The sequence below is a fragment of the Bradyrhizobium sp. AZCC 1721 genome, assembly GCF_036924715.1.
In the GTDB taxonomy this organism is placed as follows: domain Bacteria; phylum Pseudomonadota; class Alphaproteobacteria; order Rhizobiales; family Xanthobacteraceae; genus Bradyrhizobium.
In genome coordinates, this window is record NZ_JAZHSB010000001.1 from 4842715 (window position 1) to 4866998 (window position 24284).

Here is a 24284-nt window from a genome sequence, read left to right on the forward strand (position 1 = left end):
ATTGACACACCGGAACGCATGCGAGTGCACCGTGTTGCGCCGTTACGCAGCAAGAAAAGGAGCAATCATGAAACTCGCAACAATCGGATTGGCCATGGCGCTGGCATTCACGAACACCCTCGCCCTGGCGCAAGCCGGCGGCAGCGGCGCAGGCGGAAGTTCGGGCACGGGTGGCACGGCGGCAGGTGGAGCGGCAGGATCCTCCACCGGCGGAACGACCGCCGGAAGTGGAACGGGCGGTAATGCCACCACCGGCATGAGCAACGATGCCGGCAGTGCAGCAGCCGGCCGAAACAGTACAGTGAACCCGTCCGGGAACACCCACATCAATCCCTCGCCGAGCGGCTCGACGCTGTCGCCGACGGGGCCGGGTTCGACTACCGGTCGATAACAAAAAGCCCCGCTCGGCGGGGCTTTTTTATCACATGATCGTCGGTGCTATTTCTTCTCTTCCAGCAGCTTTTTGTACTTCTCGACGTCGCGTGTCACCAACTGGCCGAGCACTTCGCTCGCGTGCTCGTTGGCGTCGGGCGCAACGGTGGAAAGATCGTGAAAACGCTTCTTCACCGCCTCGCTCTCGACGGCGGTTCTGGCGGCGGCGTTCAGCTTCGCAATGATCGCAGGCGGCGTGCCTTTTGGAGCGAACAGGCCGTTCCAGCCCTGCGCCTCGAATTCGGGAAGGCCGGACTCGGAGGAAGTCGGCAGGCCGGGCAAGGTTGCAAGCCGCACCGTTGAGCCGACGACGAGGCCCCTTACCAGCTTGTCATCGATCGCCTGCGACACCGACGCGGCCGCGTCGCAGACGCCGTCGATCTGGCCGCCGATCGCATCCGTCAGCGCCGGTGCCGCGCCGCGATAGCCGACCAGCGTCACGTCGATGCCGGCCGCCTGCACAAAGCTCTTGCAGATCAGGAAATTCGAGGAGCCGACGCCGGCATGGCCGAGATTGACCTTGCCGGGATTTTTCTTCGCATAGGCGATGAAATCCTGCAGGTTCTTGGCGGGGAAATCCTTGCGCAACGCGACGATACCGAAGGTTTTCGCAACGACCGCGATCGGCACGAAGGATTCCGGCGTGAACGGCAGTTTCGGATAGATCGTATAGGTCGCGGCGCTGGTGCCGGCATTGCCGATCGCGATGGTATAGCCGTCTGCTTCCGCCCGCGCGGCACGCGTCAGCGCAGTCGAGCCGCCGGCGCCCGCGACGTTCTCGATCACGATCGGCTGCCCGAGCGACTTGGTCATCTCCTCGGCAACCACACGCGCGATCACGTCAGAGGTGCCGCCGGCCGCGAACGGCACGATCATGGTGATGGGACGCTTGGGATAATCCTGCGCGTGGGCTGCGACGGCGCACAGCAGCGCCACAACGACAATCGTCAGGCGCGACACCAAGAACCTCACGCGGCTTTTTGCAGATGCGCGGCTAGCCCTGCGAACAGGCCGCGGCCGTCGGTGCAGCCCATGATGTCTTCGACGTGGTTTTCCGGGTGCGGCATCATGCCGAGCACGTTGCCGCGCTCGTTGACGATGCCGGCGATCGACTGCGCGGCACCGTTGATGTTGGACTCCTCGTCGACGATACCCTCGGCGGAACAATAGCGGTAAAGCACGCGCCCCTCGCCTTCCAGCCGCTTCACGGTCTCCTCGTCGGCTTCGTAATTGCCCTCGCCGTGCGCGACCGGCACGCGAATGACCTGGCCGGCATTGTAGCCGCGCGTGAACGGCGTATCCGAGCGCTCGACCCGCAGATGCACATCCTGACAGATGAATTTCAGCCGAGCATTGCGCATCAAGACGCCGGGCAGCAAGCCCGCTTCGCACAGGATCTGAAAACCGTTGCAGACGCCGAGCACGAGCCCGCCATCGGCCGCATATTTGCGCACCGCATCCATGACAGGTGCGCGCGCCGCAATGGCGCCGCAACGAAGATAGTCGCCATAGGAAAACCCGCCGGGCACTACGACCAGATCGGTCCCCTTCGGCAGCGCAGTGTCGGCATGCCACACCATCGCAGCCTCCTGCCCCGAGGCGAGCTTGAGCGCGCGCGCCATGTCGCGCTCGCGATTGATTCCAGGGAAGACGAGGACGGCGGATTTCATGGAGGTTCCCGGTTGGAAACGAGAATCGTCGGCAGAACCGCCGACCCGGCAGAGACATAACCATTTGACGCCGGTTTTTCCAGTGCTAGCGTCGCCAAAACGGCCCGCGCGGCAGCCGTGCTCAACAACAATCGCTCAGGGATGGAAGCCATGAATGTCCCGTCGCTGGCGACCGCAGAGACCGAACCGATGACGTCCGAAGGTGTCGTCGCGGCCGGTGTTTACGTCGATGGCCGCCGCGTCGCCAATATCGCCATCGAGGAGGCTTCGAGCTGGCGCAGCAAGCCCGGCCACGTCGTCTGGATCGGCCTGTATGAGCCGGATCTGGCGCTACTGAAAAGCGTGCAGCAGCAGTTCGACCTGCACGACCTCGCGATCGAGGACGCCAACCACGCCCATCAGCGGCCCAAGATCGAGCAATATGGCGACGGCCTGTTCATCGTGGCGCGAACGGCGCAACTGATCCAGGGCAGGATCGCGTTCGGCGAAACTCATTTGTTCGTTGGCGAAGGCTATCTCGTCTCGGTCCGCCACGGCGCATCGACCTCGTATGCAGCAGTGCGCGAACGCTGCGAGAGCTGCCCCCGCGCGCTGGCGCGTGGCGAGGACTATATTCTCTACGCCATCCTCGATTTCATCGTCGACAACTATTCCCCTGTCCTGGAAACCATCCACGACGAGGTCGAGAAGATTGAAGACGACGTCCTCGCCAGCACCATCACGCGGGCCCAGGTCGAACGGCTCTACATGCTGCGCCGGGATCTATTGCGACTGCGCAATGCGATTGGCCCCCTGGTGGAAGTCTGCCGCCGGCTCGAACACGACAACCTTCCGATGGTGCGTTCGACCATGCAGGCGCTGTTTCGCGATGTCACTGACCACGTCAGGACCATACAGGAGCGCACCGATTCAATGCGCGAGGTGCTGGCGTTCGCCTTCGAGGCAAGCCTTCTGGTCGGCCAGGCCCACGAGACGGCGGTCTCCAAGAAGCTGGCCTCGTGGCTCGCCATCATCGCCGTGCCGACGGCGTTGGCCGGAGTCTACGGGATGAATTTCAAGCACATGCCCGAACTGGAATGGGACTACGGATATTTCTTGGTGCTGGGGCTGATGCTCACCGCCTGCACCGGGCTGTACTGGCGTTTCCGCAGCGTGGGATGGCTGTGAGCGGCAAGCCCGCCGCTCACACCCTCATCCCAAAAGCTCGACCCGGTAGTTCTCAATCACCGTATTCGCCAACAGCTTGTCAGCGGCATCCTTCAATGCCGCCTCTGCCTTGGTCTTGTCCGAGCCTGATAGTTCGATGTCGAACACCTTGCCCTGGCGGACGCTGGCGACGCCATCGACGCCGAGCGATTTCAGCGCGCCTTCGATAGCCTTGCCCTGCGGATCGAGGATGCCGGACTTCAACGTAACGGTAACGCGTGCCTTCACGAGATTTGCCTCAGTTCTTCTTTAGCTCTTCACCAGCACCGGACCCGAACCGGCCGGGCGCTCGTTCTCCATCAGAATGCCCAGGCGTTTCGCCACCTCGGTATAGGCTTCAAGCAAGCCGCCGAGATCGCGGCGGAAACGGTCCTTGTCGAGCTTCTCGTTCGACTTGATATCCCACAGCCGGCATGAGTCGGGCGAGATTTCGTCGGCGACGATGATCCGCATCATTTCGTTCTCAAACAGCCGGCCGCATTCCATCTTGAAATCGACCAGACGGATGCCGATGCCCAGGAAGAGACCGGTGAGGAAGTCGTTGACGCGGATGGCGAGCGCCATGATGTCGTCGATTTCCTGCGGCGTCGCCCAGCCGAACGCCGTGATGTGCTCTTCCGACACCATGGGGTCGTTGAGCTGGTCATTCTTGTAGTAAAATTCGATGATCGAGCGCGGCAGTTGGGTGCCCTCCTCGATACCGAGGCGCTGCGACAGCGAACCGGCGGCGACGTTCCGCACCACCACCTCCAGCGGCACGATCTCGACCTCGCGAATCAACTGCTCGCGCATGTTGAGGCGGCGGATGAAATGGGTCGGCACCCCAATGTCGTTGAGGTGCTGAAACAGGTACTCCGAAATCCGGTTGTTGAGGACGCCCTTGCCCTCGATCACCTGGTGTTTCTTGGCATTGAACGCGGTCGCATCATCCTTGAAGTGCTGGATCAGGGTTCCCGGCTCCGGACCTTCATACAGGACCTTGGCCTTGCCTTCATAAATACGGCGTCGACGGCTCATTGGGATGTACCGTGTTTTGTTGAAATCCATGAAATTGGTGTGCTCCGGATGACAAGGGTTTGCGACCACGACGGAGCTGCCGTGAAGGCCAGGTCCTGAACTTAAGCGACCGGAAACAGAACAAGAACCTCGCCTGATGGCAACCTAACCGATTGGCCCATCCAGCACAATCGACCCGGCCCGATTGGGCCCAACTTATCCCGATTGCCTGCGGCTTAACGGACTGTTGTTTTACCGATTCGCCCCCTCTATCTAGGTAGTCCATCGGGCGGCGACAACGCGGCCTTATTTACCGTTTGCGGGGATTGGAACCGAAGAATGACCACTTTCGACAAGCGCGAGGAAGGTTTTGAGAAGAAATTCGCCCTCGATGAGGAGCAGAAGTTCAAGGCCGAGGTGCGCCGGAACAAGCTGCTCGGTCTTTGGGCAGCGGAGAAGCTCGGGCTGTCGGGCGATGCCGCCACCGCCTATTCCAAGGAAGTGGTCGCGGCCGATTTCGAGCAAGCCGGCGACAAGGACGTCCAGGACAAGGTGGTGAAGGATCTTACCGCCAAGGGCGTCGCCGTCACCGCGCAGGAAGTTCGCGTCAAGATGGACGAACTGATTGCGGTTGCCGCCGCCCAGGTGAAGGCAGGGAACTAAGCGCAGCGAATAGGAAGTGGCGAATGGCGAATAGGAAAATACTATTCGCCACTCGCCATTCGTGCCTTTCTGTATTCTGCACGCACGATCTCCAGCAACCGCCGCGCCGCCGCGCTCAGAAATCCACCGCGGCGCGTTACCGTGACGACGTCGTGGCTCGCCTTGAGATCGCGCACGCCGATGGTTGAGATCGTCTTGTGCCGCAGCTCTTCGGCAGCGTTGCTCTCCGATAATAGCGCGATGCCGAGCCCCGCTTCGACCAGCCGCTTCTGCGCAGTCAGGCTGTCGACTGGCGTCCAGTCGATTTCGCCGAGGCCGTGGGTCTGGAACAGCGCAAAGACATGCGCGGCCGTGATCTCGCGCCGTCCCGGTACGACCGGAAATGCGATCCAGCGCTCGCCGCGCAGATCGGCGAGCTTTGCGATCCGGCGGCCGGCGCGCGGATGATCCAGCGCGCATACCACCTGCAGCCGCTCGGAGAACAGCAATTCGCAGTCGAGGTCGCGCGAGCGATCGCGATCATAACGCAGGCCGATGGTCACCTCGCCGCGGCGGACCATGTCGCTGACCTCCACGCTGGTCGCGGTACGCAGGCTCAATTCGACCTCGGGACGCTCGGCCGCGAAGCGCCTGAGAACCGCCGACAGCCGCCCGCCCGCAAGCGTGCCGACGACGGCGAGCGCGACCGGTCCTAAATCCGGCCGCGCCAGTGCGCGCACCGCATTCTCCGCATCCTGGGCCGCAGCCACCGCGCGCTCGGCATGAGGCACCAGCACTTTTCCGGCGTCACTCAGCGTCGTGCGCCCCGCGATCCGCTCGAACAGCGGCACGCCGAGTTCCTGCTCCAGCAGCGCAATGCGCCGCGAAATCGCCGGCTGCGAGCGGTGCAGCGCTTTTGCGGCATTCGAAATGCCGCCGCGGCGATGGATGGTCAAGAAGGTGAGAAGCGCATCGCTGTCCATGCTTCATCCATGCAAAAAGCTGATGATGCGTAGAGAAATAACAAATTTGGCTGATGGTAGATAGCCCGCTAGTTTCGTCGTCAACCAGACCGGCCAACAAACGAGGCGGAGATTGCCGATGCGAAGTCAGACGGAAAAAGCCGAGGCGTTTCGCGCGCTGCATGCGCGCCCGGGCGCCTTCATCATTCCCAATCCCTGGGACGCCGGCACCGCCAAGCTTCTCGCCGCGATGGGGTTTGAGGCGCTTGCGACCACGAGCCTGGGGCTTGCCAACACGCTCGGCAGCGCGACCGTGAGCTTAGACGCCATCCTCGAGAATTGCCGAGCGATCGCGGAAGCCACCGACCTTCCCGTCAACGCCGACCTTGAAAACTGCGGCGCGGACGATCCGAAGACCGCGGCGAAGGCGATCGCGCGCGCGGCCGAAGCCGGCGCCGTCGGCGGCTCGATCGAAGATTCGGCCGGCGATCCGCAGAACCCGATCTACGACTTTTCGTTCGCGGTCGAGCGCGTGCAGGCCGCGGTCGAGGCGGCGCGCGCACTGCCCTTCCCGTTCACGCTGACCGCGCGGGCGGAGAATTTCCTGCACGGTCGCAAGGATCTCGACGACACCATCAAGCGTCTGCAGGCGTTCGAGGCGGCTGGCGCGGATGTCCTATATTCACCTGGGCTCTACGACATCGGCACCATTCGCACTGTGGTGTCCTCGATCAGCAAGCCGTTCAACCTGGTGATGGGATTTGCCGATCCGACGCTGACCGTTCCGCAACTCGCCGAGGCAGGCGTCAAGCGCATCAGCGTCGGCGGCGCGATGGAACGCTACGCACTGGCGGCATTCTTGAAGTGCGCGCGTGAGATGAAGGAGCGTGGCGCCTTCACGTTTGTGCGCGACATGGCGCCGATCAAGGAGGTGCGGGCGGCGTTTGTCTGACGGTCTCTCCCGTCATTGCGAGGAGCGAAGCGACGAAGCAATCCATCTTTCCGTTATGCCGCGAGATGGATTGCTTCGCGGAGCCTGTCATCCGGCGGCGCTTTGCGCCGACCGGGTGGCTCGCAATGACGGTGGAGGCAGACGTCACTCCTCCTTAAATCCATACTCCGGCACATTCCCACTCGCGCCGTAATATTTATACGGCAGGAATTTGCCGGACATCGTGATCTTGACCCGGTCGCCCTTGGGGTTGGCGACGCGCTCCAATGCCATGTCGAAATCGATCGCCGACATGATGCCGTCGCCGAATTCCTCTTCGATCAGCGCTTTCCAGGCCGGTCCGTTGACCATCACCATTTCGTAGAAGCGGTAGATCAAGGGATCGGTCGGCGGCATCGGCGTGCCGGTGCCGCGCATCGGCACCTCGTTGAGCATCGCAGTTTCCGCTTTCGACAGCCCGAACAATTCGCCGGCATTGGCGGCTTGCGGTTTCGTCAGCTTCATCTGGCCCATGATGGCGCCGACGATCAGCACTTCCGAATAGCCGCCGATCTTTTCGCAGATGTGCTTCCAACTCCAGCCCTTTTCGCGCTTGATGTCGAGCAGCTTCTCTGTGAGGTCTTCGCGCTTCATGCCCTATCTCCTTATGTACTCGTCATGCCCGGGCTTGTCCTGGGCATCCACGTCTTGTTTCGCATTGCCTTAAGCAGACGTGGATGGCCGGGCCACGCTCGGCCATGACGCCTCAATTGAATCCTCGCCTGCCGACGTCACGATGAGTTCCGGCTTGCCCGGCCGCACGACCGGCACGTTGCGCGGATCATGATCGGTCACGGTGGCGGCAAACGTCTTGCTGCGGCTGACCAGGAAATCGACGATGTGATTGCGCACCGCGTAATAGAGCGGATGGCGGTGCAGATCGATGCGGCCGCGATCCTTCGGCAGCGGATTTTCCACGATCTCGGCCAACACGGCGCCCGGACCATTGGTCATCAGAAAAATCTTGTCGGCGAGATAGATCGCCTCGTCGACATCATGGGTAATCATGAACGCGGTCTGCCCGGTCTCGAGGCAAATGCGCCGCACCTCGTCCTGCAGCGTACCCCGCGTCAGCGCATCCAGCGCCGAGAACGGTTCGTCCATCAGCATGATCTTCGGCGTGATCGAGAGCGCCCGCGCAATGCCGACGCGCTGCTTCATGCCGCCCGACAGTTCCGACGGCCGCTTTTGCTCGGAGCCGGTCAGCCCGACCAGATCGATGAACTTCTGCGCATGCGCCTTCACCTTTGCGCGGTCCCAGTTGCGCCACTTCGAGGTCACGGCATAGGCGACGTTGCCGAGCACTGTGCGCCATGGCAGCAGCGCATGGCTCTGGAAGATCACGGCGCGATCGAGGCTCGTCCCCTCGATCGCCTGCCCGTCGACGATAACCGCGCCCCCGCTCGGCTCGTCGAGGCCGGCGAGGATGTTCAAGACCGTGGTCTTGCCGCAGCCGGAATGGCCGATCACGCAGCCGAATTCGCCGCGCTTCATCGACAGCCAGAGATCCTCGAAAATCGTGGTCTCACCGCCACCCGCGCCCGGATAACGCCGCGCGATGCCCTCGATGGAAATGAATTTGTCGGTCATCGCCATCACTCCGGGAAAGTGACCATGCGCGTAAACCGCGCCAGGATCTGGTCGAGCAGCATGCCGACGATGCCGATCATGAGGATGGCGATGATGACGTTGGTGATCGAGAGATTGTTCCACTCGTTCCAGACGAAGTAGCCGATGCCGGTCCCGCCCACCAGCATCTCGGCCGCGACAATCACGAGCCAGGCGATGCCGATCGAAATCCGCATGCCCGTCAGAATCGTCGGTGCCGCCGCGGGCAGGATCACCGTGAAGGCACGCCTGACGGTGCCGACTTCCAGCGTGCGCGCGACGTTGATCCATTCCTTGCGTACCGCGGCGACGCCGAACGCGGTGTTCAAGAGCATCGGCCACACCGAGCAGATGAAGATGACGAAGATCGCCGAGATCGAGGAATCCTTGATGGTGTAGAGCGCAAGCGGCATCCAGGCCAGCGGCGAAATCGGCTTCAGAATTTGGATGAACGGGTCGATCGCCCTACTGATCAACGGCGACATCCCGATCAGGAATCCAAGCGGAATGGCGACGATCACCGCGAGCAGATAGCCGAGGCCGACGCGCGCGATGGAATAGCCGAGCTGGATGCCGAGCCCCTTGTCGTTCGGCCCGTTATCGTAGAATGGCTGCCTGAGGTGCTCCCACAATTTCGCGCCGACATCTGATGGACCCGGCATCGCCGATTTGCCCTGGGTCGCCGTCAGCCCCATCAGCTTGGCGTATTCGGGCGACATGGTGGTGGTCGCAGCCGTCGGCCGCGTGGCGAGATGCCAGATGCCGAGGAACGCCGCGAACAGCACGATCGAGACGACGGCGGCACGGAAACGAAGGGATGAGGTCATTGGGGATAGTCCCTCAGCATGTCGTCCCGGCGAACGCCGGGACCCATACGCTGCGCCGACTCTTTTAGGCACGATGTCGGAAACCTTCCTTCATTACTAACGCCGCGGAGTATGGGTCCCGGCGTTCGCCGGGACGACAGCGGCAAATGTGGTTGCGGCCCCTTCATCACGACGCCTTCCTGATCTTGAAGCTGGCGAGATAGTCCTCGGGCTTCGCAGGATCGAACGTCTTGCCCATCACCGAAAAGCTCTTGGTGGTGGCGGCGGGCGGCGTCAGTCCTGCTTCCTTCATCAGCTTGGCTGCGTCGGTGGCGAGATAGACCTGCGCGGCGATACCGGCATAGTCGATGTCGCCCTTGATCTGCCCCCAGCGCTTCATCTGGGTCATGATCCAGACCGCGAACGACTGCCACGGGAACGGATCGAAATCGACGCGGTTCGGCTGCTGGACGATGTTGCCGAGCCCGTCGGCGAAGGTGCCGGTCAAAATCTGCTCCAGCACGATCGGCGGCTGGTTAAGATAGTTCGCCGGCGCGATTGCCGCCGCGATTTCCTTGCGGTTCTCCGCCTTGTGCGCGTACGCAGTGGCTTCAATGATCGATTTGAGCAGCGCGCCATAGGTATTCGGCATCGTGGTGACGAATTCCTTCGACGCGGCGAAGGCGCAGCACGGGTGGCCTTCCCAGATATCCTTGGTCAGGATGTGGATGAAGCCGGCGCCGTCAAACACCGCGCGCTGGTTCATCGGGTCGGGCCCGAGAAAGCCGTCGATGTTGTCTGCCCGCAGATTGGCGACCATTTCCGGCGGCGGCACCGCGCGGATCTGCACGTCGGTATCGGGATCGATGCCGTGCTCGGCGAGGTAATAGCGCAGCAGGTAATTGTGCATCGAATAGTCGAAGGGTACGGCGAACTTGAAGCCCTTCCAGTCCTTCGGATTGCGCTTGTCCTTGTGCTTGATCGACAGCGTGATCGCCTGGCCGTTGATGTTTTCCACGGCCGGCATGGTGTAGGGAATTGGATTAGAGCCGGCGCCCATGGTGATGGCGAGCGGCATCGGCGACAGCATGTGGGCGGCGTCGTATTCCTTGTTGATGGTCTTGTCGCGAATGACCGCCCAGCCGGCGGTCTTGATCACTTCGACGTTCAGGCCGTTCTTGGCATAGAACCCCATCGGCGCGGCCATGATGATCGGCGTGGCGCAGGTGATCGGGATGAAGCCGACCTTAAGGTCTTTCTTTTCCAGCGGCCCGCCTTGCGCGAACGCTTCCGTCGCCGTCTTGAGCGGGAAGAACTGCGATAATGCCGCCGCTGCGGTTGCCGCGCCCACCGACTTCAAAAACGCGCGGCGCGCGACGTCCTGCGGGAAGATCGCGCGCATCACGGCGGATGCGACCACGCCTTCGTAGCGTTTCTGCTCGCTCTCGATGGCGGACTGGACCTGCAATTGGGCGGCCTGGTGCTCGGCTTCGCTGACATGCTGACCGCAGCTACAGCCACCGGCATGAAGACGGCGGTTGGGATCGAATGGATTGTCGAAGGTAGACATCAGCCCTCCTGCGCGACGTTGCACCCTAATTAAGCAAGGCACATGCCAGCCCCGTTCTGCGGCGATGGCTCTGAGATCACAGGGATTCTGCTGACATTGGCGATTACGAAAATTCGTGATACACGAAATGTCGTAGTTGAATTACGAGATTTCGGAGTATCGACTGGATGGATCTGGCCCTCGGCTCAACCGCCCCGCCGCAGGACGTCGAACTGCGCACCGCCGCGTTCGAGTTCGCGATCGAGCCCGCGCTACTGCTCGATCCCCATGCCGACCAGATCCTCGACGCCAATCCGGCGGCCTGCACCCTGCTCGGCTATGACCGCGCCTTGCTGCGCCAGACCAAGGCCAGCACGCTGCATGCCGGACAATTGCCGGCGCTGATCGTGTTCACGCAGGCCGTGCTCGACAAGGGCGCGTACTGGAGCAACGCGCTCACCCCGCGCCACGCGACGGGGCAAAGCCTGCGCCTGGAATATGCCGGCTCACTGGTGCCGGGCGAAGGCCGCTCGCTGGTACTGCTCACCATGAGCGATCTCGACGCCCGCCGCCGACGCTATGTCGACGCGGCGGCCGAAGACCACATGCGCGGCGGGATCGCGACCTGGCAGCGGGTCGAACGGGTGTTCCAGGATATCGAGCGCGAAAACCAATTGATCCTGCGCGCCGCCGGCGAAGGCATTTACGGCGTGAACGCGGAAGGAAAGACCACCTTCGTCAATCCGGCCGCCGAGCGCATGCTGGGCTGGGCTGCGGAAGAACTGGTCGGCAAGGAAATCCACCCGATCGTTCATCACACCCATCATGACGGGCGGCACTATCCCGATCACGACTGCCCGATTTACGCGGCGTTTCGCGACGGTGCCGTGCACCAGGTTGAGGGCGAGGTGTTCTGGCGCAAGGATGGCACGCCGGTCTGGGTCGAATATACCTCGACGCCGATCCGCGACCGCGGCGTCGTGGTCGGCGCCGTCATCGTGTTTCGCGACGTCAGCCAGCGCCGCGAGGCCGACGAGAAGCTGCATGCGGCGCTTGCCGAAGTCGATCGCCTGCGCGAGCGGCTGGAGCTGGAAAACGCTTACCTCCAGGAAGAAATCCGCATCGAGACCAACCCGCGCGGCATCATCGGCCAGAGCGAGGCGATCCAGAAGACGCTGCGCCAGGTCAAGCTGGTGGCGCCGACCACCGCCGCCGTCATGATCACCGGCGAGTCCGGCACCGGCAAGGAACTGATCGCGCGCGCCATTCATGAAGCGAGTAGCCGCCGCGACCGGCCGCTGATCCGCGTCAACTGCGCGGCGATCCCGCGCGAACTTTTTGAGAGCGAGTTCTTCGGCCATATCAGAGGCGCCTTCACCGGCGCGATGCGCGACCGCATCGGACGGTTCGAGCTCGCCGACGGCGGCACGCTGTTTCTCGACGAGGTCGGCGAAATCCCGCTGGAGCTGCAGGGCAAGCTCTTGCGCGTGCTGCAGGAGGGCAATTTCGAACGCGTCGGCGAGGAGCGCACCCGCGCGGTCGACGTGCGCGTGATCGCCGCCACCAACCGCGACCTCAAGCAGGACGTGCAGCGCGGCCGCTTTCGCGAGGACCTCTATTTCCGCCTCAACGTATTCCCGGTGGAATCGGTGCCGCTGCGCGAGCGGCGCGAGGACATTCCGCTGCTGGCGCAGCATTTTTTGACGCGCGAGAGCAAGGCGCTGAAATCCGACCTGCGCCTGTCGGAAGGCGATGCCCGCCGGCTTGCGCGCTACGACTGGCCCGGCAATGTCCGCGAACTGCAGAACGTGATCGAGCGCGCGGCGATCCTCGCCCAGAACGGTCGGCTGCGCATCGACCTGCCCGATGTATCGGGCACATCGCCCTCCTCCGGCGCGGCGCGCGAGAAAGCCGACACCCGTCCTGTGGTGATGACCTCATCGGAAATGCGCGCCCACGAACGCGCCAACATCCTCGCGGCACTTGAAGCCTGCTCCGGAAAAGTGTTCGGCCCCGGTGGCGCGGCCGAGATGCTCGACATCAAGCCCACCACGCTGGCCTCGCGTATCAAGGCGCTGGGAATTGCAAACGGGCGCGGCTTGGCTGGCTGATTAGGGCGTGTACTCATAAACCACGGGCTTCCCACGACAAGCGGAAGGCACCCGGCTTGACGGTGATCGGCGGCTTGTGACCCTAGGCAGACATTCGCGTCCAATTTTACGCGAGGTAACCGAAGCACCGTCACAAGAATTTCAACGCCGTTACGACCAGGAATACGCAGCAGGCCGGCGCTGGTCAGTCTGACCGCTGCTGCGACCCTCTGCTCCTTTGGGGCCGTTCGCAATATGAGAACGTACTGATCTCAACAAATCATTGTGCCGGTATCGAACCTTGCGCGTTAGCCCAGCACATATTTGCAGTGTTCCGACCAGATTATTCAAACGGATAGGAAAGTGCTGCCATGCCTTCTGAAACCAAAGACATGTCTCCTGAAACCAAAGAACTTCTCAAGTCGACCTGGGCAAAGGTGGTTCCGATCAGCGATATCGCGGCTGGTTTGTTCTATGAGAGACTGTTCACGCTCGATCCATCGCTGCAGCGATTGTTCAAGGATGCAGATATGAAAGAGCAGCGCCGGAAGCTGGTCCAGGCATTGAGTGCCGTGATCAACAGTGTCGATGACTTGCCGTCGTTGGTACCGACGCTAGAGATCCTCGGGCGAAACCATATTCGGTATGGCGTAGAGGATCGGCATTACGACACGGTTAGTGCAGCCTTGCTATGGACCCTAGAGCAGGGTTTGAAAGAGGCTTGGACGCCAGCGGCGAAGTCGGCCTGGGTGGTGGCATATAGCACCGTGTCCGGCGTCATGCGTGATGCGGCAGCCGCATCGCGAGAGAACGCGACCGCACAGGCAATCTGAATCTGGCATGTCGCCTCTTGGCCCAAAGGCGGTATGCATCAACGTTGGTTTGACAATCAATGTTGGCTTGATAATCGCCTTCCGAGAGTAAAGCGGACCTGACTTAATTACGAGTACATGCCTAGTAGCGGCGGCCGCCGACGGCGAACGACGAAGCGCCGGGCAGCGAGTTGAACTCGCTGTCGATCCGGCCCGACTGCTGGACGTAGCCGACGCCGAGCGACAGGCTGAGATTCGACGTCGCCTGGAATTCGACGCCGGCATTCACGCTGGAGATCGGCAGCGTGCCCGACTTGGAGTCGAATGGCGCGAACGGGCCGCCGATGCCGGTATTGTATTTCAGCGTGTCGAACCCGGCATAGAAGGTGACGGGCAAGCCGCTGTTCTTCAAGCTGTAGCCGAACTGCACGCCTTCGCTATAGAGCGAGCCGAAACCGCCGAACGCACTCTGGCTGAGACCGCTGAGGCCCATGCTGCTGCGCTGGCTGCCGACAAAAAAGCCGTTCGAAAAATTGTACCGCGCGTAGGACGAGCCGTTTCCGACGTCGCGAAAGTCGAAGCTCGGAAAATTGCCGTAAGCGTTCGGACTTTCGCCCGCCTCCCCGCTGAAACCCATCGGCCAGCCCGGGATCCAGTAATTCACCGGCGAGGCCTGGGCGTGAGCGGCGCGCGCCCCAAGGCACAGCGTCGCTGCGACCAATACGAGACCGAATTTGCGTGAAAACATCGACATCCGCGACCACCCGACTGCGCCGCGATTATATGCAGCGGATATCGGGAACGCCAGAGCGGCGCGGTGGCGGTTCCATCAGGTCGCAGGCCGCGATGTTGCAGTCCGATTCGTAGACTCAGACTGCAACGTCGAATACCGTCCTCACGCCGCCTTGGTGGTGAGCTTGGCCTCCGTCGGCAGCCCTTCCTCGATCGGCAGCGACGGATCGCGCGACCACTCGTTCCAGGAGCCGAAATACATCCGCACATCCTTCACGCCGGCGTTCTTCAAGGCGAGGAACGTGTTCGAGGCGCGCGCGCCCTTGAAGCAGTAGAGATAGACCGGCGTATTCTGCGTGATGCCGACGGTGGCGCATTCCGCCAAAATCTCGTTCTTGGACTTGAAGCGCGGTCCTTCCGCGGTCGGCTTCATCATGCGGTACCATTCGAGCCAGACCGCGCCGGGGATGCGTCCCTTGCGCGGGCAGAAATCCTTCCCATACGGAGAAGAGCTTTCGCCGATCCATTCGTCGATGTCGCGCACATCGAGCAAGGCGATACCGGGCTTGTCGACGGCGGCCAGCATGGTCTTGGCATCGATCAGGACGTCGCCCGCTTCAGGCAGAACCGAGAACGACGCCTTCACCGGCGACGGCACCTCCGTCGTGACAGGCAGGCCCGCCGCTGCCCAGGCATCAAAGCCGCCATGCAGCACCTTGACCTTGGGATAGCCGAGCATGGTCAGCAGATAGTAGCCGCGGCAGGACTGCCCGAAGCCGGAATTCATCGACTGCTCGTAGATGACCGCGGTCTCCTTGCCCGAAAGCCCGGCGGCGCCGAACGCATCGGCGAATTTCGTCTTCAGTTCGTGAATACCTTCCGGCGTCGAGGTCGCGAGATAGGTGAAGATTTCATGGACGTTGACGGCGTTCGGGAGATGCCCCGCGCCGTAGCCTTCCGGATTGCGGGTGTCGATGACGACACACGGCTCTTGCTTGAGGAATTCCGCGAGTTCGCCGGCAGTAATCAGAACGTCCGTCATGGCAGGCCTCTCCTGTTTCGTGGTTGCGGTTGGAATCGATCGGAAATCCCTTAGTGCTCGTCGCCGGCCAGCATCTTGCGCAACTGCTTGGTGGCGGGCGTGACGATGGCGACGAAATAGGCTTCGCGCAGCCGCCGCTGGGCGCGGTGGCTCTTCAAATAGCCGCGCGCGCCGCAATGGAGCATCGCGGCATGCGCAGCCGCGACGCTGGCGTCGCCGGCGCGCAGCCGCAGCGCAATGACGCGGCGCCAGTAGCTATCGTCGGAATTGTAGGGGTCGCGCGCCAGCGCCATCGTCTCCTTCTCGAACTCGGCATGGAGTTCGCGGAATTGAGTAGGCTGTTGCGGCAAATAGCGGTTGATATGGCTCAAGGGCGCGTCGACCTCGTCCATGATCTGGATGCAATCCTTGATCAGGCCGAGCGCCATGCCGGCCTGCAGCAGGATGAAACCGGCACGGATTTTCTTCACGAACGGTCCCGCCGGTTCGGCAAGGATCAGTTCATCCGGCACGAAGACATCCCGAAACTGTACCGCATAGGTGCCGGTGCCTTCCATCGCGAGAAATGGTTTGCATGGCTGCAGCGTGATCGCGGGATCGGAGCAATCGGCAAGGAACATCACGATGCCGCCGCCCTCGTCCTCGCGCTCGAAGATGGTGCCGAAGAAATGATCGGGACCGAGGTTCGACACCCAGGGCAGCGCGCCGCGCACGACGTAACCGCCCTCGACCTTGCGTCCCCTGAGTTTGAGTTTCTCGATACCGAAGAAGCTCTTCATCGGGTTGGAGAGCCCGGTGCCGCCAAGAATCTCGCCGCTGGCAAACTTGCCGGCGAATTTGGCAACGAGTTCTGGATTGTTTGAATTCGAGGCGTACCAGACCAGCGTGTTCTGGCACCACGCCATGAAGGCGGTGGCGCCGCAGACCTCGCCGAGCACCGCGATCGATTGAATGGCGCAGCGCAGGTCCGCCATGCCATCCGCTGGCCGGTGGCTGCCCCACGCGCCGACGTGCCCGAGACGCCGCAGCAACGCATCCGGATAGACGGTGCCCTCGTCGATGGCCGCGGCCTGGGGTGCGAGTTCTCTACGCGCAATCGCCGCGACCTGATCCACGATCGATGCCGCGGGAAGATTTTCGGCAACTGCGAGCCGCGATACCGCCACCGAACCCATGAGAACCTCCGCACCCCAGTGCTTGCTTGTTGCGACTGCTTATGCGCTGACGTCGAGATTGACCGGCCGCGTAAAGGTGTTGGCGACCGGCGACCATTTCTTGACATGGGCGACCAGCGCATCGATCTCGCTCTTCGGAATGCCCTCGCATTCCATGTCGACCTTGACGCGCACATCGGTGAAGCCGACCGGCTTTTCGCTGACGTCGCCGGTGCCCCACACCGCCGTGATATTGAGGTCGCCTTCGAGCTCGAGTTCGAGCTTGTTGACGATCCAGCCACGATGCACGGCGTTGGCGTGCAGGCCGACCGCAAGGCACGAGCCGAGCGCGGCGAGCGAGGCTTCGGAAGGATTCGGCGCGGTGTCGTCGCCGAGCAAGCCCGGCGGTTCGTCGACGATGTAGGGCGCGAGGTTGCGGATGTAGTTGGCGTGACGGAACTTGCCCTCCGCCACCGTCTTGCACTTCAAGGTCTTGATGACCTTCGGATTGGCCTTGCCGTTGGCGATGAGCTGCTCGAGCCCGTTTTTGTCGATCGGGGCCAGGCAGCCCGTGAGCACCGTTTTTTGAGCGACCGCGGTCATCATTTCTCTCCCTAGGGTTTGGATACCGAACGTTCTGTTTCCTGCATGAAGCGTGCCAGATCAGGCCGAAATCAAAAGCCGAACGTCTCTCGTCGCTTAGTGTGCCTGCCCGGAAATTGGTCAGCGCCGTGCTGCACAGGCGCGAAGCAATTGCCGCGTGCTTGCGATTATTTTCGGCGCAAAGATGCGGCTTGATGATTGCGCCGAGCTCCGATTAACTGCGGCGCATGGGCAAATCAGTTTCCAAGCGGAAAGCTGTCGCGGCGTCGGCCGCAGGCGACGAGGAATCCGCGCGCGGCCGCCTGCTCAATGCGGCGACGCATCTGTTCTGCAAGAACGGCATCAACGCCACCGGCATCGACGCGATCATCGACGAGGCCGGCACCGCCAAGACCACACTCTACAAATTGTTCGGCTCGAAGACCAACCTCGTCAACGCCGTGCTGGAAAGCGAAGGCAAGGCCTGGCGTGAATGGTTCATCGGCGCGATGGAGGATGGCGGCGGCGATGCGCAGGCGAAACTGAAGCGGATTTTTCCGGCGCTGAAGCGCTGGTTTGCCGAGGAGCGCTTCTACGGCTGCCCCTTCATCAATGCGGTCGCCGAGCACGACAAGGAAGCCAAACAGTTCCGCAACATCGCGCTGCGCCACAAAAAGGTGGTGCTGGCGCACATCGAAAAGCTCGCAAGTGAAATGGGTGCGTCTGAGCCGCAGGTGCTGGCCCATCAACTCGCGCTGTTAATAGACGGCGCCATCGTCGCCGCCATGGTCACGCGCGATCCCGCCGTCGCGGATACCGCGGGGCTTGCGGCGGGCTCGCTGTTTGGGCCGTCGAAGGTGAAGAAGCCGAAGCGCGCGGGTAACCCTGCGGAGCTTGTCGCCGTCTGAGGCAGGCTAGGGCGCTAATCATAGTCCGCTCTTGGAGCTAAAGCACATATGCGTTGGTCATGCCAGAATTGCGCCTTTTGACCCTGAGCAGACCTAGGCCAGATTGAAATCCCGCACCGCAGCGGGCCCTTCTCCCTTTTACCCGCCAATGAAGTGGTCTAGGCTTCTCGGCGAGCTGCCTTGAAGCGGGAGGTGCCGAGTTCTTCGCAGGTAAACGGGCAGCGATAGTGCCGTTCGGCCGGCATATTTCTGCGTGAGCCAGGCTTTTTTAGGGCTCAATCAAACAGCGCGGAGATCACTCATGAATACGAGATACAAGATGGGGTTGGCCATGGTGGCCGGCCTTGCACTCGGTGCTGCGGCGGTCCAGGGGCTGCACGCGCAAGGGAAGCCGCCCGTGTACTTCGTCGCGGAAGTCGACGTGATGGATCAGGAGGCCTATGGCAAGGAATATGCCCCGAAAGCGCAGGCCCTCATCAAGTCACACGGCGGCAAATTTCTTGCCATTGGAGGAATCGCTGGCGCAAACGCGAAACAAATAACTGGATTTGATGGCCAAACACCAAAGCGCGCCGTCGTCCAAGTCTGGGACAACATGGAAAAACTCCAAGCTTGGCGCAATGATCCAGAGTACAAGAAGCTACGAGAGGTCGGCGACAAATACGCGAAATTCCGCTCCTTCGCCATCGAGGGCACGCCACAATAGCGGACGCCCCATCACCGGAGTCGAGGGGCCGCCAGGCATCGGCGGCCTCTTCGTCATTGGAGAACCCAGGACCGCAAAACGCGGGGCTTGATGCCCCACTGCATATTCAGCAACTCGCCGAGGTGCTGGATCGAGTGAGGATCTTTGCTGCTGTGCAGGAGTTCCGTAGTTGGCACAAAGCAGACTGCTGAAGGCCAATCTTGGCTGTCCCCTTACCGATGGTAAAGCGACATCGCCAAATCCATTGGTCGTCCTGGTTTTATGAGTACACGAGCGACGCGGGCGCCGTGACGATCAGGCTGCGCGCCAGCACCACCCCGCCGGCCACAATCAGGCCCACACCTGCGATGCGGCTGAGCCATGGGCTGCGGGCCACCAGTTTCTCGAAGGCGACATAGATCGCCGCCGCCGCGATCCACACCAGGTTCATCACGCCGGCAACGAACAGCAGCGCCATCAGGAACCAGCAGCAGCCGACACAGTAGCTGCCGTGCCGAAAGCCCATGCGCAACGCGCCCATGGCGCCCGGTTGCCAATAGCGGCTGAGGAAGAACACCGGGCTCTGGCAGTAGCGCAGGCACGCGCGCTTGACCGGCGTGAGCTGATAGAGCCCGGCGGCAAGCAGGATGATCCCGGCGAGCATGCTGCTGGTGGTCGCCATCATGCCGGACAGCAGCCCGGCCTGGTCGAGTGCCCACTGCACCGCGACCGCGGCGAGGCTAAAGGCGGCCCATATCAGGAGATAGCCGGCGAGAAAGAGCCAGCTCGTGAAGACGGGATTTTCGATCGCCTGCCTGCGCTTGATTGCCGTAAACAGCAGCACCATCGGCGCGGCGCTCGGCACCATCATCGCGATCATCATCACCCACCACATCGCGAACATCAGCGCGGCCTGCGAGGGCGACCATGGCTCGGGGTCCATCGGCATGTCGGCCATGCTCATGTCGATGCCGGCGCCGGCGACCAGGTAGCCCCAGGCGAAGGCAACCACGGCAGCCATGCCGAAAGCCACGATCAGGCGATCGTGGCGCAAGGTCTGTTCAAGCGCAGAGGTCCCGGACATGGACTTAACCTCCGCCACGGAAACGGCACGTCGAAAGGTGCCTACAGCGCTAGGCCGCGACACCTTCCGGCGTCTGGACCACGTTGGCCAGCGAGCTGTGTGTGCCTTCGGTGTCGAACCTGATGGCGCCGGTCGAGCGGATGTTGGACGAGGCGACCTCCGCAGCCTTGTGTTCGAAGCCCTCGGGCATTACGACCTGGATGCGGTGGGGTTCTCCGGTCACCGGATTCTTGATCGGCTCGACCTCGGTCTCAAGCACGCCCTTGGCCACCATGCGCGCGACGCGTCCATCCTTGTCGAATGAAAACTCGATCGGCACAAACAACGGCTCATGCATTTTGGTCACGATCAGGCTGAGAATCTGGAACAGCGTGCCTTCGGCGGAGTTCTGGCCCGACATGATCTTGAAAAGCGCGTCGCGTTGTTCGGGTGTGGCGCGCTCGTCGATGATCGGCTGTAGCTGGCCGTTGCCCTCATGCAGCGCACCCGGAAAATGAACGGTCGCCGCGAAAACCAGGCCGTCGAGTTTCGTCTTTTCGAAATGCCCCTTGGTGATCCTCATGCCGACCAGGCCCTTGCAATAGCCGTGGGTCGGCCGCGCGTTGAAATCGCACGGACAGCCAAACGCGCAATTGCAGTTCTTGATCCATTCGCCTTCGAGACGCCAGTCAGATGTAGCCATCGCACACCTCCGATTTGCGTTGTCGATTGGACTGCAGTCGCTTGAGTGCGAGCTTACCTCGTTTGTGCCGCAAGGGACAGTGACCGGGCGGGCAAAGCCACCGGGTCGCGCGAATGTGCGCCCAGCGACGAGGCAAGGGTGCTCGCGGAGTGATGACAGGCTCTGTGCCCACCATTCAGGACAACGGTGCGGGACGGATGGTGGGCACGGCGCTAGCGCGCCTTTGCCCACCCTACCATTTTTTCCAGCCGCTCCAGCTCGGTCGCCAGATCCCGCTCGACATCGGCAACCCGCATCTCGATCACGCGGTAATCCCGTGCCTCCAGCCACGCCTTCCGCCCGGCGCGGTCGGCGACAATTGTTTCCGTCTCGTTCGGGTTGACCAGTTCGATCGCCAGGCGATGCACGAAGGAAACGAAGTCCGGAATGTGGCGCCCGACCGGGGTCTGGCGCTTGAACTGGCCGGCGAAGCGGCGGTCGCGGGTCAAGGCCTGCCATAAGATCCGCTCGGCATCGGTCGGGTTGCGCCGAAGCAGCCGTGCCAGGCCGCGCACGGTAGAGCTGTCGCCAGGCACCGCCGGCCCCTGCCCATGCTCGGCCAACAGCGCCCGCAGCCTTGTCGCCTGTTCACCGTCCAGCACGCCACCCTTGGCCGGTCCCTTGCGTCCCTCGGCGATTGCCATCACCACGCCGTGCAGGGTGTGCATGTCCTGCTTGGTCGGGTCCATCCGGGTGAAAATATTGCGCAGGTTGACCAGCATGGTTTCGCGCTTCTCGCGCGGGCGAAGGAATTCGACCTTGTCGAGTTCCCGAACCAGATTGTCGAAGAAGGCCTGCATCTGGTGCTGCGAGGCCGGCTCGGAGCGTTCCGGCATCGCGAACGGCAGGGTGCCGCCGGTCGACAGCTTGAACCACTCGTAGCCGATCAGCAGCACCGCCTGCGCCAGATTGAGCGAGGCGAAGCCGGGATTGACCGGAAAGGTGATGATCCGGTTGGCGAGCGCCACCTCCTCGTTCTGCAGGCCATACCGCTCGCGGCCGAACAGGATGCCGGCCCCACCGCCACTTCCGACATGAGCCACGATCTCAGCCGCCGCTTGCGCCGGCGCGACCACCGGCTTGGCCTGGTCATGCGCGCGGGCGGTGGTCGCGAACAGCAGTGTGAGATCGGCAACCGCCTGCTCCACCGTGTCGAACAACTGCGCCTGTTCCAAAATCTGGTCCGCGCCGGCCGCCGCCCGTTGCGCCGCGATGTTCGGCCAGCCGTCGCGCGGATTGACGATCCGCAGGCGCGACAGCGCAAAATTGCCCATCGCCCGCGCGGCCATGCCGATATTCTCGCCGAGCTGCGGCTCGACGAGGATCACAATGGGTCCGGCTAAGTCCAACCCAGACTTGGTTTTATCGGTGCCCGAACCGGACATTTTGACTTCACTTTCTGATTCAACTTCCTAAGCTGATTCAACTTCTGAAGGTTTGAATCGGCGCGCGACGCGCGCACGGTTCAAACTCTCATGCTTGCCCGTTTTAGAAAGGCGGCCGGAATTCCCCAGCCAGAGATCGGGTTAGTAGCGTTTCCGCTAGCTCGCTCAAAGCCTCAATTGGGCCTCATCCGGAACGTCGGCGCAGCGCTACCGGACGATGCTACGCATCGCCTAGGCCGCACCGCATCCAGGACACCCGATAGCCCATGCATTCCGCGCCTGAAAGATGGGCTAAAAGTCGGGGCCGCACCAGCTTTCGCCGGCCGATTTGCGGTGCTATAGCCCCGCCTATAATCACCCACCCCGCCCCAAATGCGCGGTTTTCCGAGAAAAGGCCCCCTCCATCATGGCAAAAATCAAGGTGACCAACCCCGTCGTCGAACTCGATGGCGACGAGATGACCCGGATCATCTGGCAGTACATCAAGGACAAGCTGATCACCCCGTTCCTCGATGTCGAACTGCTCTATTTTGACCTCGGAATGGAGTACCGCGACCAGACCAACGACCAGGTCACGATCGACGCCGCCAACGCCATCAAGAAGGTCGGCGTCGGCGTCAAATGCGCCACCATCACCCCTGATGAAGCCCGGGTGAAGGAATTCGGCCTGAAGGAGATGTGGAAGTCGCCGAACGGCACCATCCGCAACATCCTGGGCGGCGTGATCTTCCGCGAGCCGATCATCTGCAAGAACGTGCCGCGCCTGGTTCCCGGCTGGACCAAGCCGATCATCATCGGCCGCCACGCCTATGGCGACCAGTACCGCGCCACCGACATCAAGTTCCCGGGCAAGGGCACGCTGTCGATGAAATTCGTCGGCGAGGACGGCACCGTCATCGAGAAGGAAGTGTTCAAGACCCCGGGCGCCGGCGTCGCGATGGAAATGTACAATCTCGACGATTCCATCATCGATTTCGCCCGCGCCTCCTTCAACTACGGCCTGCTGCGCGGCTACCCGGTCTACCTCTCGACCAAGAACACGATTCTCAAGGTCTATGACGGCCGCTTCAAGGACATCTTCCAGGACATCTACGACCGCGAGTTCAAGAAGGAATTCGAGGCCAAGCGCCTCACCTACGAACACCGCCTGATCGACGACATGGTCGCCTCCGCGCTGAAATGGTCCGGCGGCTACGTCTGGGCCTGCAAGAACTACGATGGCGACGTGCAGTCGGATACGGTCGCGCAGGGCTACGGCTCGCTCGGCCTGATGACCTCGGTGCTGCTGACGCCCGACGGCAAGACGGTGGAAGCCGAAGCCGCGCACGGCACGGTGACCCGGCACTACCGCGAACATCAGAAGGGCAAGGAGACCTCGACCAATTCGATCGCGTCTATCTTCGCCTGGACCCGTGGCCTCGCCCACCGCGCCAAGCTCGACAACAACCCGCAGCTCGCAAAATTCGCCGACACGCTGGAAAAGGTCTGCGTTGCGACCGTCGAGGAAGGCTACATGACCAAGGACCTCGCGCTGCTGGTCGGCGCCGACCAGCGCTGGCTGTCCACGACCGGTTTCCTCGACAAGGTTGCTGCGAATCTCGAGAAGGCGATGGCGGCATAATCGGCTGACGATGGTGTTGGTCCTTCGGGGCCAACACCATGGATTTGCGATGCCGATTGTCCGAAACACCGCTCTCGCTCTGCTTTTGTCATCGGCGACGCTTTTGAGCGTGCATGCCCAGACACCTCTTCCCGACGCCGTCGCGGCGTCGGGAGAAAAAACCGTGCTCACCCTCCACGCCGAGGGCGCGCAGGTCTACGAATGCAAGGCCGCCGCCGACGGCAAGCTCGCCTGGGCATTCCGAGAGCCGATCGCGACGCTGCTGCTCGACGGCAAGACCGTCGGCCGGCACTACGCCGGTCCGAACTGGGAGCACATCGATTCCAGCGCCGTCGTCGGCAAGGCCGCGGGCAACGCCCCCGGCGCGACGCCGGACGATATTCCCTGGCTGAAGCTGGAAGTGACGTCCGGCCGCGGCACCGGCATTCTCTCCGGCGTCACCACGGTGCAGCGGATCAACACCTCGGGCGGCAAGCTCGAAGGCGCCTGCGACAAGGCCGGCAGCTATCGCAACGTGCCCTACTCCGCGGACTACGTGTTTCTGCGGAAAGGCTGAACGATTCTCCGCCGTAGCCCGCGTAGACCTTTCCACGTCATTGCGAGCGA

26 protein-coding genes are annotated in these 24284 nt (G+C 62.3%); 10 read left to right on the forward strand and 16 right to left on the reverse strand.

Annotation, left to right across the window (positions count from 1 at the left end; all coding sequences use genetic code 11):
• The first annotated feature begins 67 nt into the window (after positions 1–67).
• Positions 68–391: a hypothetical protein gene (locus tag V1273_RS23460; RefSeq protein ID WP_334410985.1), complete on the forward strand. Its 324-nt coding sequence runs from the start codon at positions 68–70 to the stop codon at positions 389–391.
• A gap of 47 nt (positions 392–438) precedes the next feature.
• Here V1273_RS23460 and V1273_RS23465 read toward each other — a convergent pair whose 3' ends face one another.
• Positions 439–1392, reverse strand: a complete 954-nt coding sequence (locus V1273_RS23465) for a tripartite tricarboxylate transporter substrate-binding protein (protein WP_334410986.1) — start codon at positions 1390–1392, stop codon at positions 439–441.
• A gap of 8 nt (positions 1393–1400) precedes the next feature.
• A complete protein-coding gene (gene purQ / locus V1273_RS23470) occupies positions 1401–2102 on the reverse strand; it encodes a phosphoribosylformylglycinamidine synthase subunit PurQ (RefSeq protein WP_334410988.1) in 702 nt (233 codons plus the stop codon).
• Positions 2103–2252: 150 nt separating this feature from the next.
• On the opposite strand from purQ, the gene V1273_RS23475 reads away from it, so the two are divergent.
• Positions 2253–3269, forward strand: a complete 1017-nt coding sequence (locus V1273_RS23475; RefSeq protein ID WP_334381604.1) for a magnesium and cobalt transport protein CorA — start codon at positions 2253–2255, stop codon at positions 3267–3269.
• A 24-nt stretch (positions 3270–3293) separates the two neighbouring features.
• Here V1273_RS23475 and purS read toward each other — a convergent pair whose 3' ends face one another.
• The gene (gene purS, locus V1273_RS23480) at positions 3294–3536 is read right to left on the reverse strand and encodes a phosphoribosylformylglycinamidine synthase subunit PurS (protein ID WP_334363627.1); all 243 of its coding nucleotides are present in this window, start codon (positions 3534–3536) and stop codon (positions 3294–3296) included.
• Positions 3537–3557: 21 nt separating this feature from the next.
• Positions 3558–4325, reverse strand: a complete 768-nt coding sequence (gene purC, locus V1273_RS23485; protein ID WP_008974302.1) for a phosphoribosylaminoimidazolesuccinocarboxamide synthase — start codon at positions 4323–4325, stop codon at positions 3558–3560.
• A gap of 318 nt (positions 4326–4643) precedes the next feature.
• On the opposite strand from purC, the gene V1273_RS23490 reads away from it, so the two are divergent.
• Entirely contained in the window at positions 4644–4967 is a 324-nt protein-coding gene (locus V1273_RS23490) for a DUF1476 domain-containing protein (RefSeq protein WP_334363628.1), read from the forward strand.
• Between the two features lie 41 nt (positions 4968–5008).
• Here the strand turns inward: V1273_RS23490 and V1273_RS23495 are convergent, their stop codons facing one another.
• On the reverse strand, positions 5009–5929 hold the full coding sequence (locus V1273_RS23495; protein WP_334410991.1) for a LysR family transcriptional regulator: 921 nt from the start codon (positions 5927–5929) through the stop codon (positions 5009–5011).
• Between the two features lie 118 nt (positions 5930–6047).
• On the opposite strand from V1273_RS23495, the gene V1273_RS23500 reads away from it, so the two are divergent.
• Positions 6048–6860 (forward strand): isocitrate lyase/PEP mutase family protein, encoded by an 813-nt coding sequence (locus V1273_RS23500; protein WP_334410992.1) that lies wholly within the window; start codon positions 6048–6050, stop codon positions 6858–6860.
• 144 nt (positions 6861–7004) lie between these two features.
• Here V1273_RS23500 and cynS read toward each other — a convergent pair whose 3' ends face one another.
• From cynS to V1273_RS23520, 4 genes are all read right to left on the reverse strand, one after another.
• Complete coding sequence (gene cynS, locus V1273_RS23505) at positions 7005–7493, reverse strand: cyanase (protein ID WP_213285820.1); 489 nt, start codon at positions 7491–7493, stop codon at positions 7005–7007.
• A 69-nt stretch (positions 7494–7562) separates the two neighbouring features.
• A complete protein-coding gene (locus V1273_RS23510; RefSeq protein WP_334410994.1) occupies positions 7563–8489 on the reverse strand; it encodes an ABC transporter ATP-binding protein in 927 nt (308 codons plus the stop codon).
• 5 nt (positions 8490–8494) lie between these two features.
• Positions 8495–9334, reverse strand: a complete 840-nt coding sequence (gene ntrB, locus V1273_RS23515; protein WP_334410995.1) for a nitrate ABC transporter permease — start codon at positions 9332–9334, stop codon at positions 8495–8497.
• Positions 9335–9500: 166 nt separating this feature from the next.
• Positions 9501–10883 (reverse strand): CmpA/NrtA family ABC transporter substrate-binding protein, encoded by a 1383-nt coding sequence (locus V1273_RS23520; RefSeq protein ID WP_334363634.1) that lies wholly within the window; start codon positions 10881–10883, stop codon positions 9501–9503.
• A gap of 167 nt (positions 10884–11050) precedes the next feature.
• Here V1273_RS23520 and V1273_RS23525 point away from each other — a divergent pair, with 167 nt between their 5' ends.
• The gene (locus tag V1273_RS23525) at positions 11051–12973 is read left to right on the forward strand and encodes a sigma 54-interacting transcriptional regulator (RefSeq protein WP_334410996.1); all 1923 of its coding nucleotides are present in this window, start codon (positions 11051–11053) and stop codon (positions 12971–12973) included.
• Positions 12974–13323: 350 nt separating this feature from the next.
• Positions 13324–13785, forward strand: coding sequence for a globin family protein (locus tag V1273_RS23530; RefSeq protein WP_334410997.1), 462 nt, complete (start codon positions 13324–13326; stop codon positions 13783–13785).
• Between the two features lie 121 nt (positions 13786–13906).
• On the opposite strand, the gene V1273_RS23535 is transcribed toward V1273_RS23530, so the two are convergent.
• The 4 genes from V1273_RS23535 to V1273_RS23550 form a co-directional block, all read right to left on the reverse strand.
• Positions 13907–14518 (reverse strand): hypothetical protein, encoded by a 612-nt coding sequence (locus V1273_RS23535; RefSeq protein WP_334410998.1) that lies wholly within the window; start codon positions 14516–14518, stop codon positions 13907–13909.
• Between the two features lie 141 nt (positions 14519–14659).
• Complete coding sequence (locus V1273_RS23540; RefSeq protein ID WP_334410999.1) at positions 14660–15538, reverse strand: sulfurtransferase; 879 nt, start codon at positions 15536–15538, stop codon at positions 14660–14662.
• A gap of 50 nt (positions 15539–15588) precedes the next feature.
• A complete protein-coding gene (locus V1273_RS23545; RefSeq protein WP_334411000.1) occupies positions 15589–16713 on the reverse strand; it encodes an acyl-CoA dehydrogenase family protein in 1125 nt (374 codons plus the stop codon).
• Positions 16714–16752: 39 nt separating this feature from the next.
• The gene (locus tag V1273_RS23550; RefSeq protein ID WP_065728603.1) at positions 16753–17295 is read right to left on the reverse strand and encodes an OsmC family protein; all 543 of its coding nucleotides are present in this window, start codon (positions 17293–17295) and stop codon (positions 16753–16755) included.
• A 227-nt stretch (positions 17296–17522) separates the two neighbouring features.
• Between V1273_RS23550 and V1273_RS23555 the strand changes: the two genes are divergently transcribed.
• Together V1273_RS23555 and V1273_RS23560 are read left to right on the forward strand one after the other, a co-directional pair.
• Entirely contained in the window at positions 17523–18182 is a 660-nt protein-coding gene (locus V1273_RS23555) for a TetR/AcrR family transcriptional regulator (protein ID WP_334411001.1), read from the forward strand.
• Between the two features lie 301 nt (positions 18183–18483).
• Positions 18484–18888 (forward strand): DUF1330 domain-containing protein, encoded by a 405-nt coding sequence (locus tag V1273_RS23560; protein ID WP_334411002.1) that lies wholly within the window; start codon positions 18484–18486, stop codon positions 18886–18888.
• 259 nt (positions 18889–19147) lie between these two features.
• On the opposite strand, the gene V1273_RS23565 is transcribed toward V1273_RS23560, so the two are convergent.
• The 3 genes from V1273_RS23565 to V1273_RS23575 all read right to left on the reverse strand — a co-directional run bounded on the left by V1273_RS23565 (position 19148) and on the right by V1273_RS23575 (position 22057).
• Positions 19148–19951, reverse strand: a complete 804-nt coding sequence (locus V1273_RS23565) for a DUF2182 domain-containing protein (RefSeq protein WP_334411003.1) — start codon at positions 19949–19951, stop codon at positions 19148–19150.
• 49 nt (positions 19952–20000) lie between these two features.
• Entirely contained in the window at positions 20001–20633 is a 633-nt protein-coding gene (locus V1273_RS23570) for a DUF1326 domain-containing protein (protein ID WP_334411004.1), read from the reverse strand.
• Positions 20634–20845: 212 nt separating this feature from the next.
• On the reverse strand, positions 20846–22057 hold the full coding sequence (locus V1273_RS23575; RefSeq protein ID WP_334411006.1) for a TrmJ/YjtD family RNA methyltransferase: 1212 nt from the start codon (positions 22055–22057) through the stop codon (positions 20846–20848).
• Positions 22058–22463: 406 nt separating this feature from the next.
• On the opposite strand from V1273_RS23575, the gene V1273_RS23580 reads away from it, so the two are divergent.
• Positions 22464–23678 carry an NADP-dependent isocitrate dehydrogenase gene (locus tag V1273_RS23580; protein ID WP_334363647.1) on the forward strand — a complete coding sequence of 405 codons (1215 nt, stop codon included), beginning with the start codon at positions 22464–22466 and terminating at the stop codon, positions 23676–23678.
• A gap of 49 nt (positions 23679–23727) precedes the next feature.
• Positions 23728–24234, forward strand: coding sequence for a DUF3455 domain-containing protein (locus V1273_RS23585; protein ID WP_334363648.1), 507 nt, complete (start codon positions 23728–23730; stop codon positions 24232–24234).
• The last annotated feature ends 50 nt before the right edge of the window (positions 24235–24284 follow it).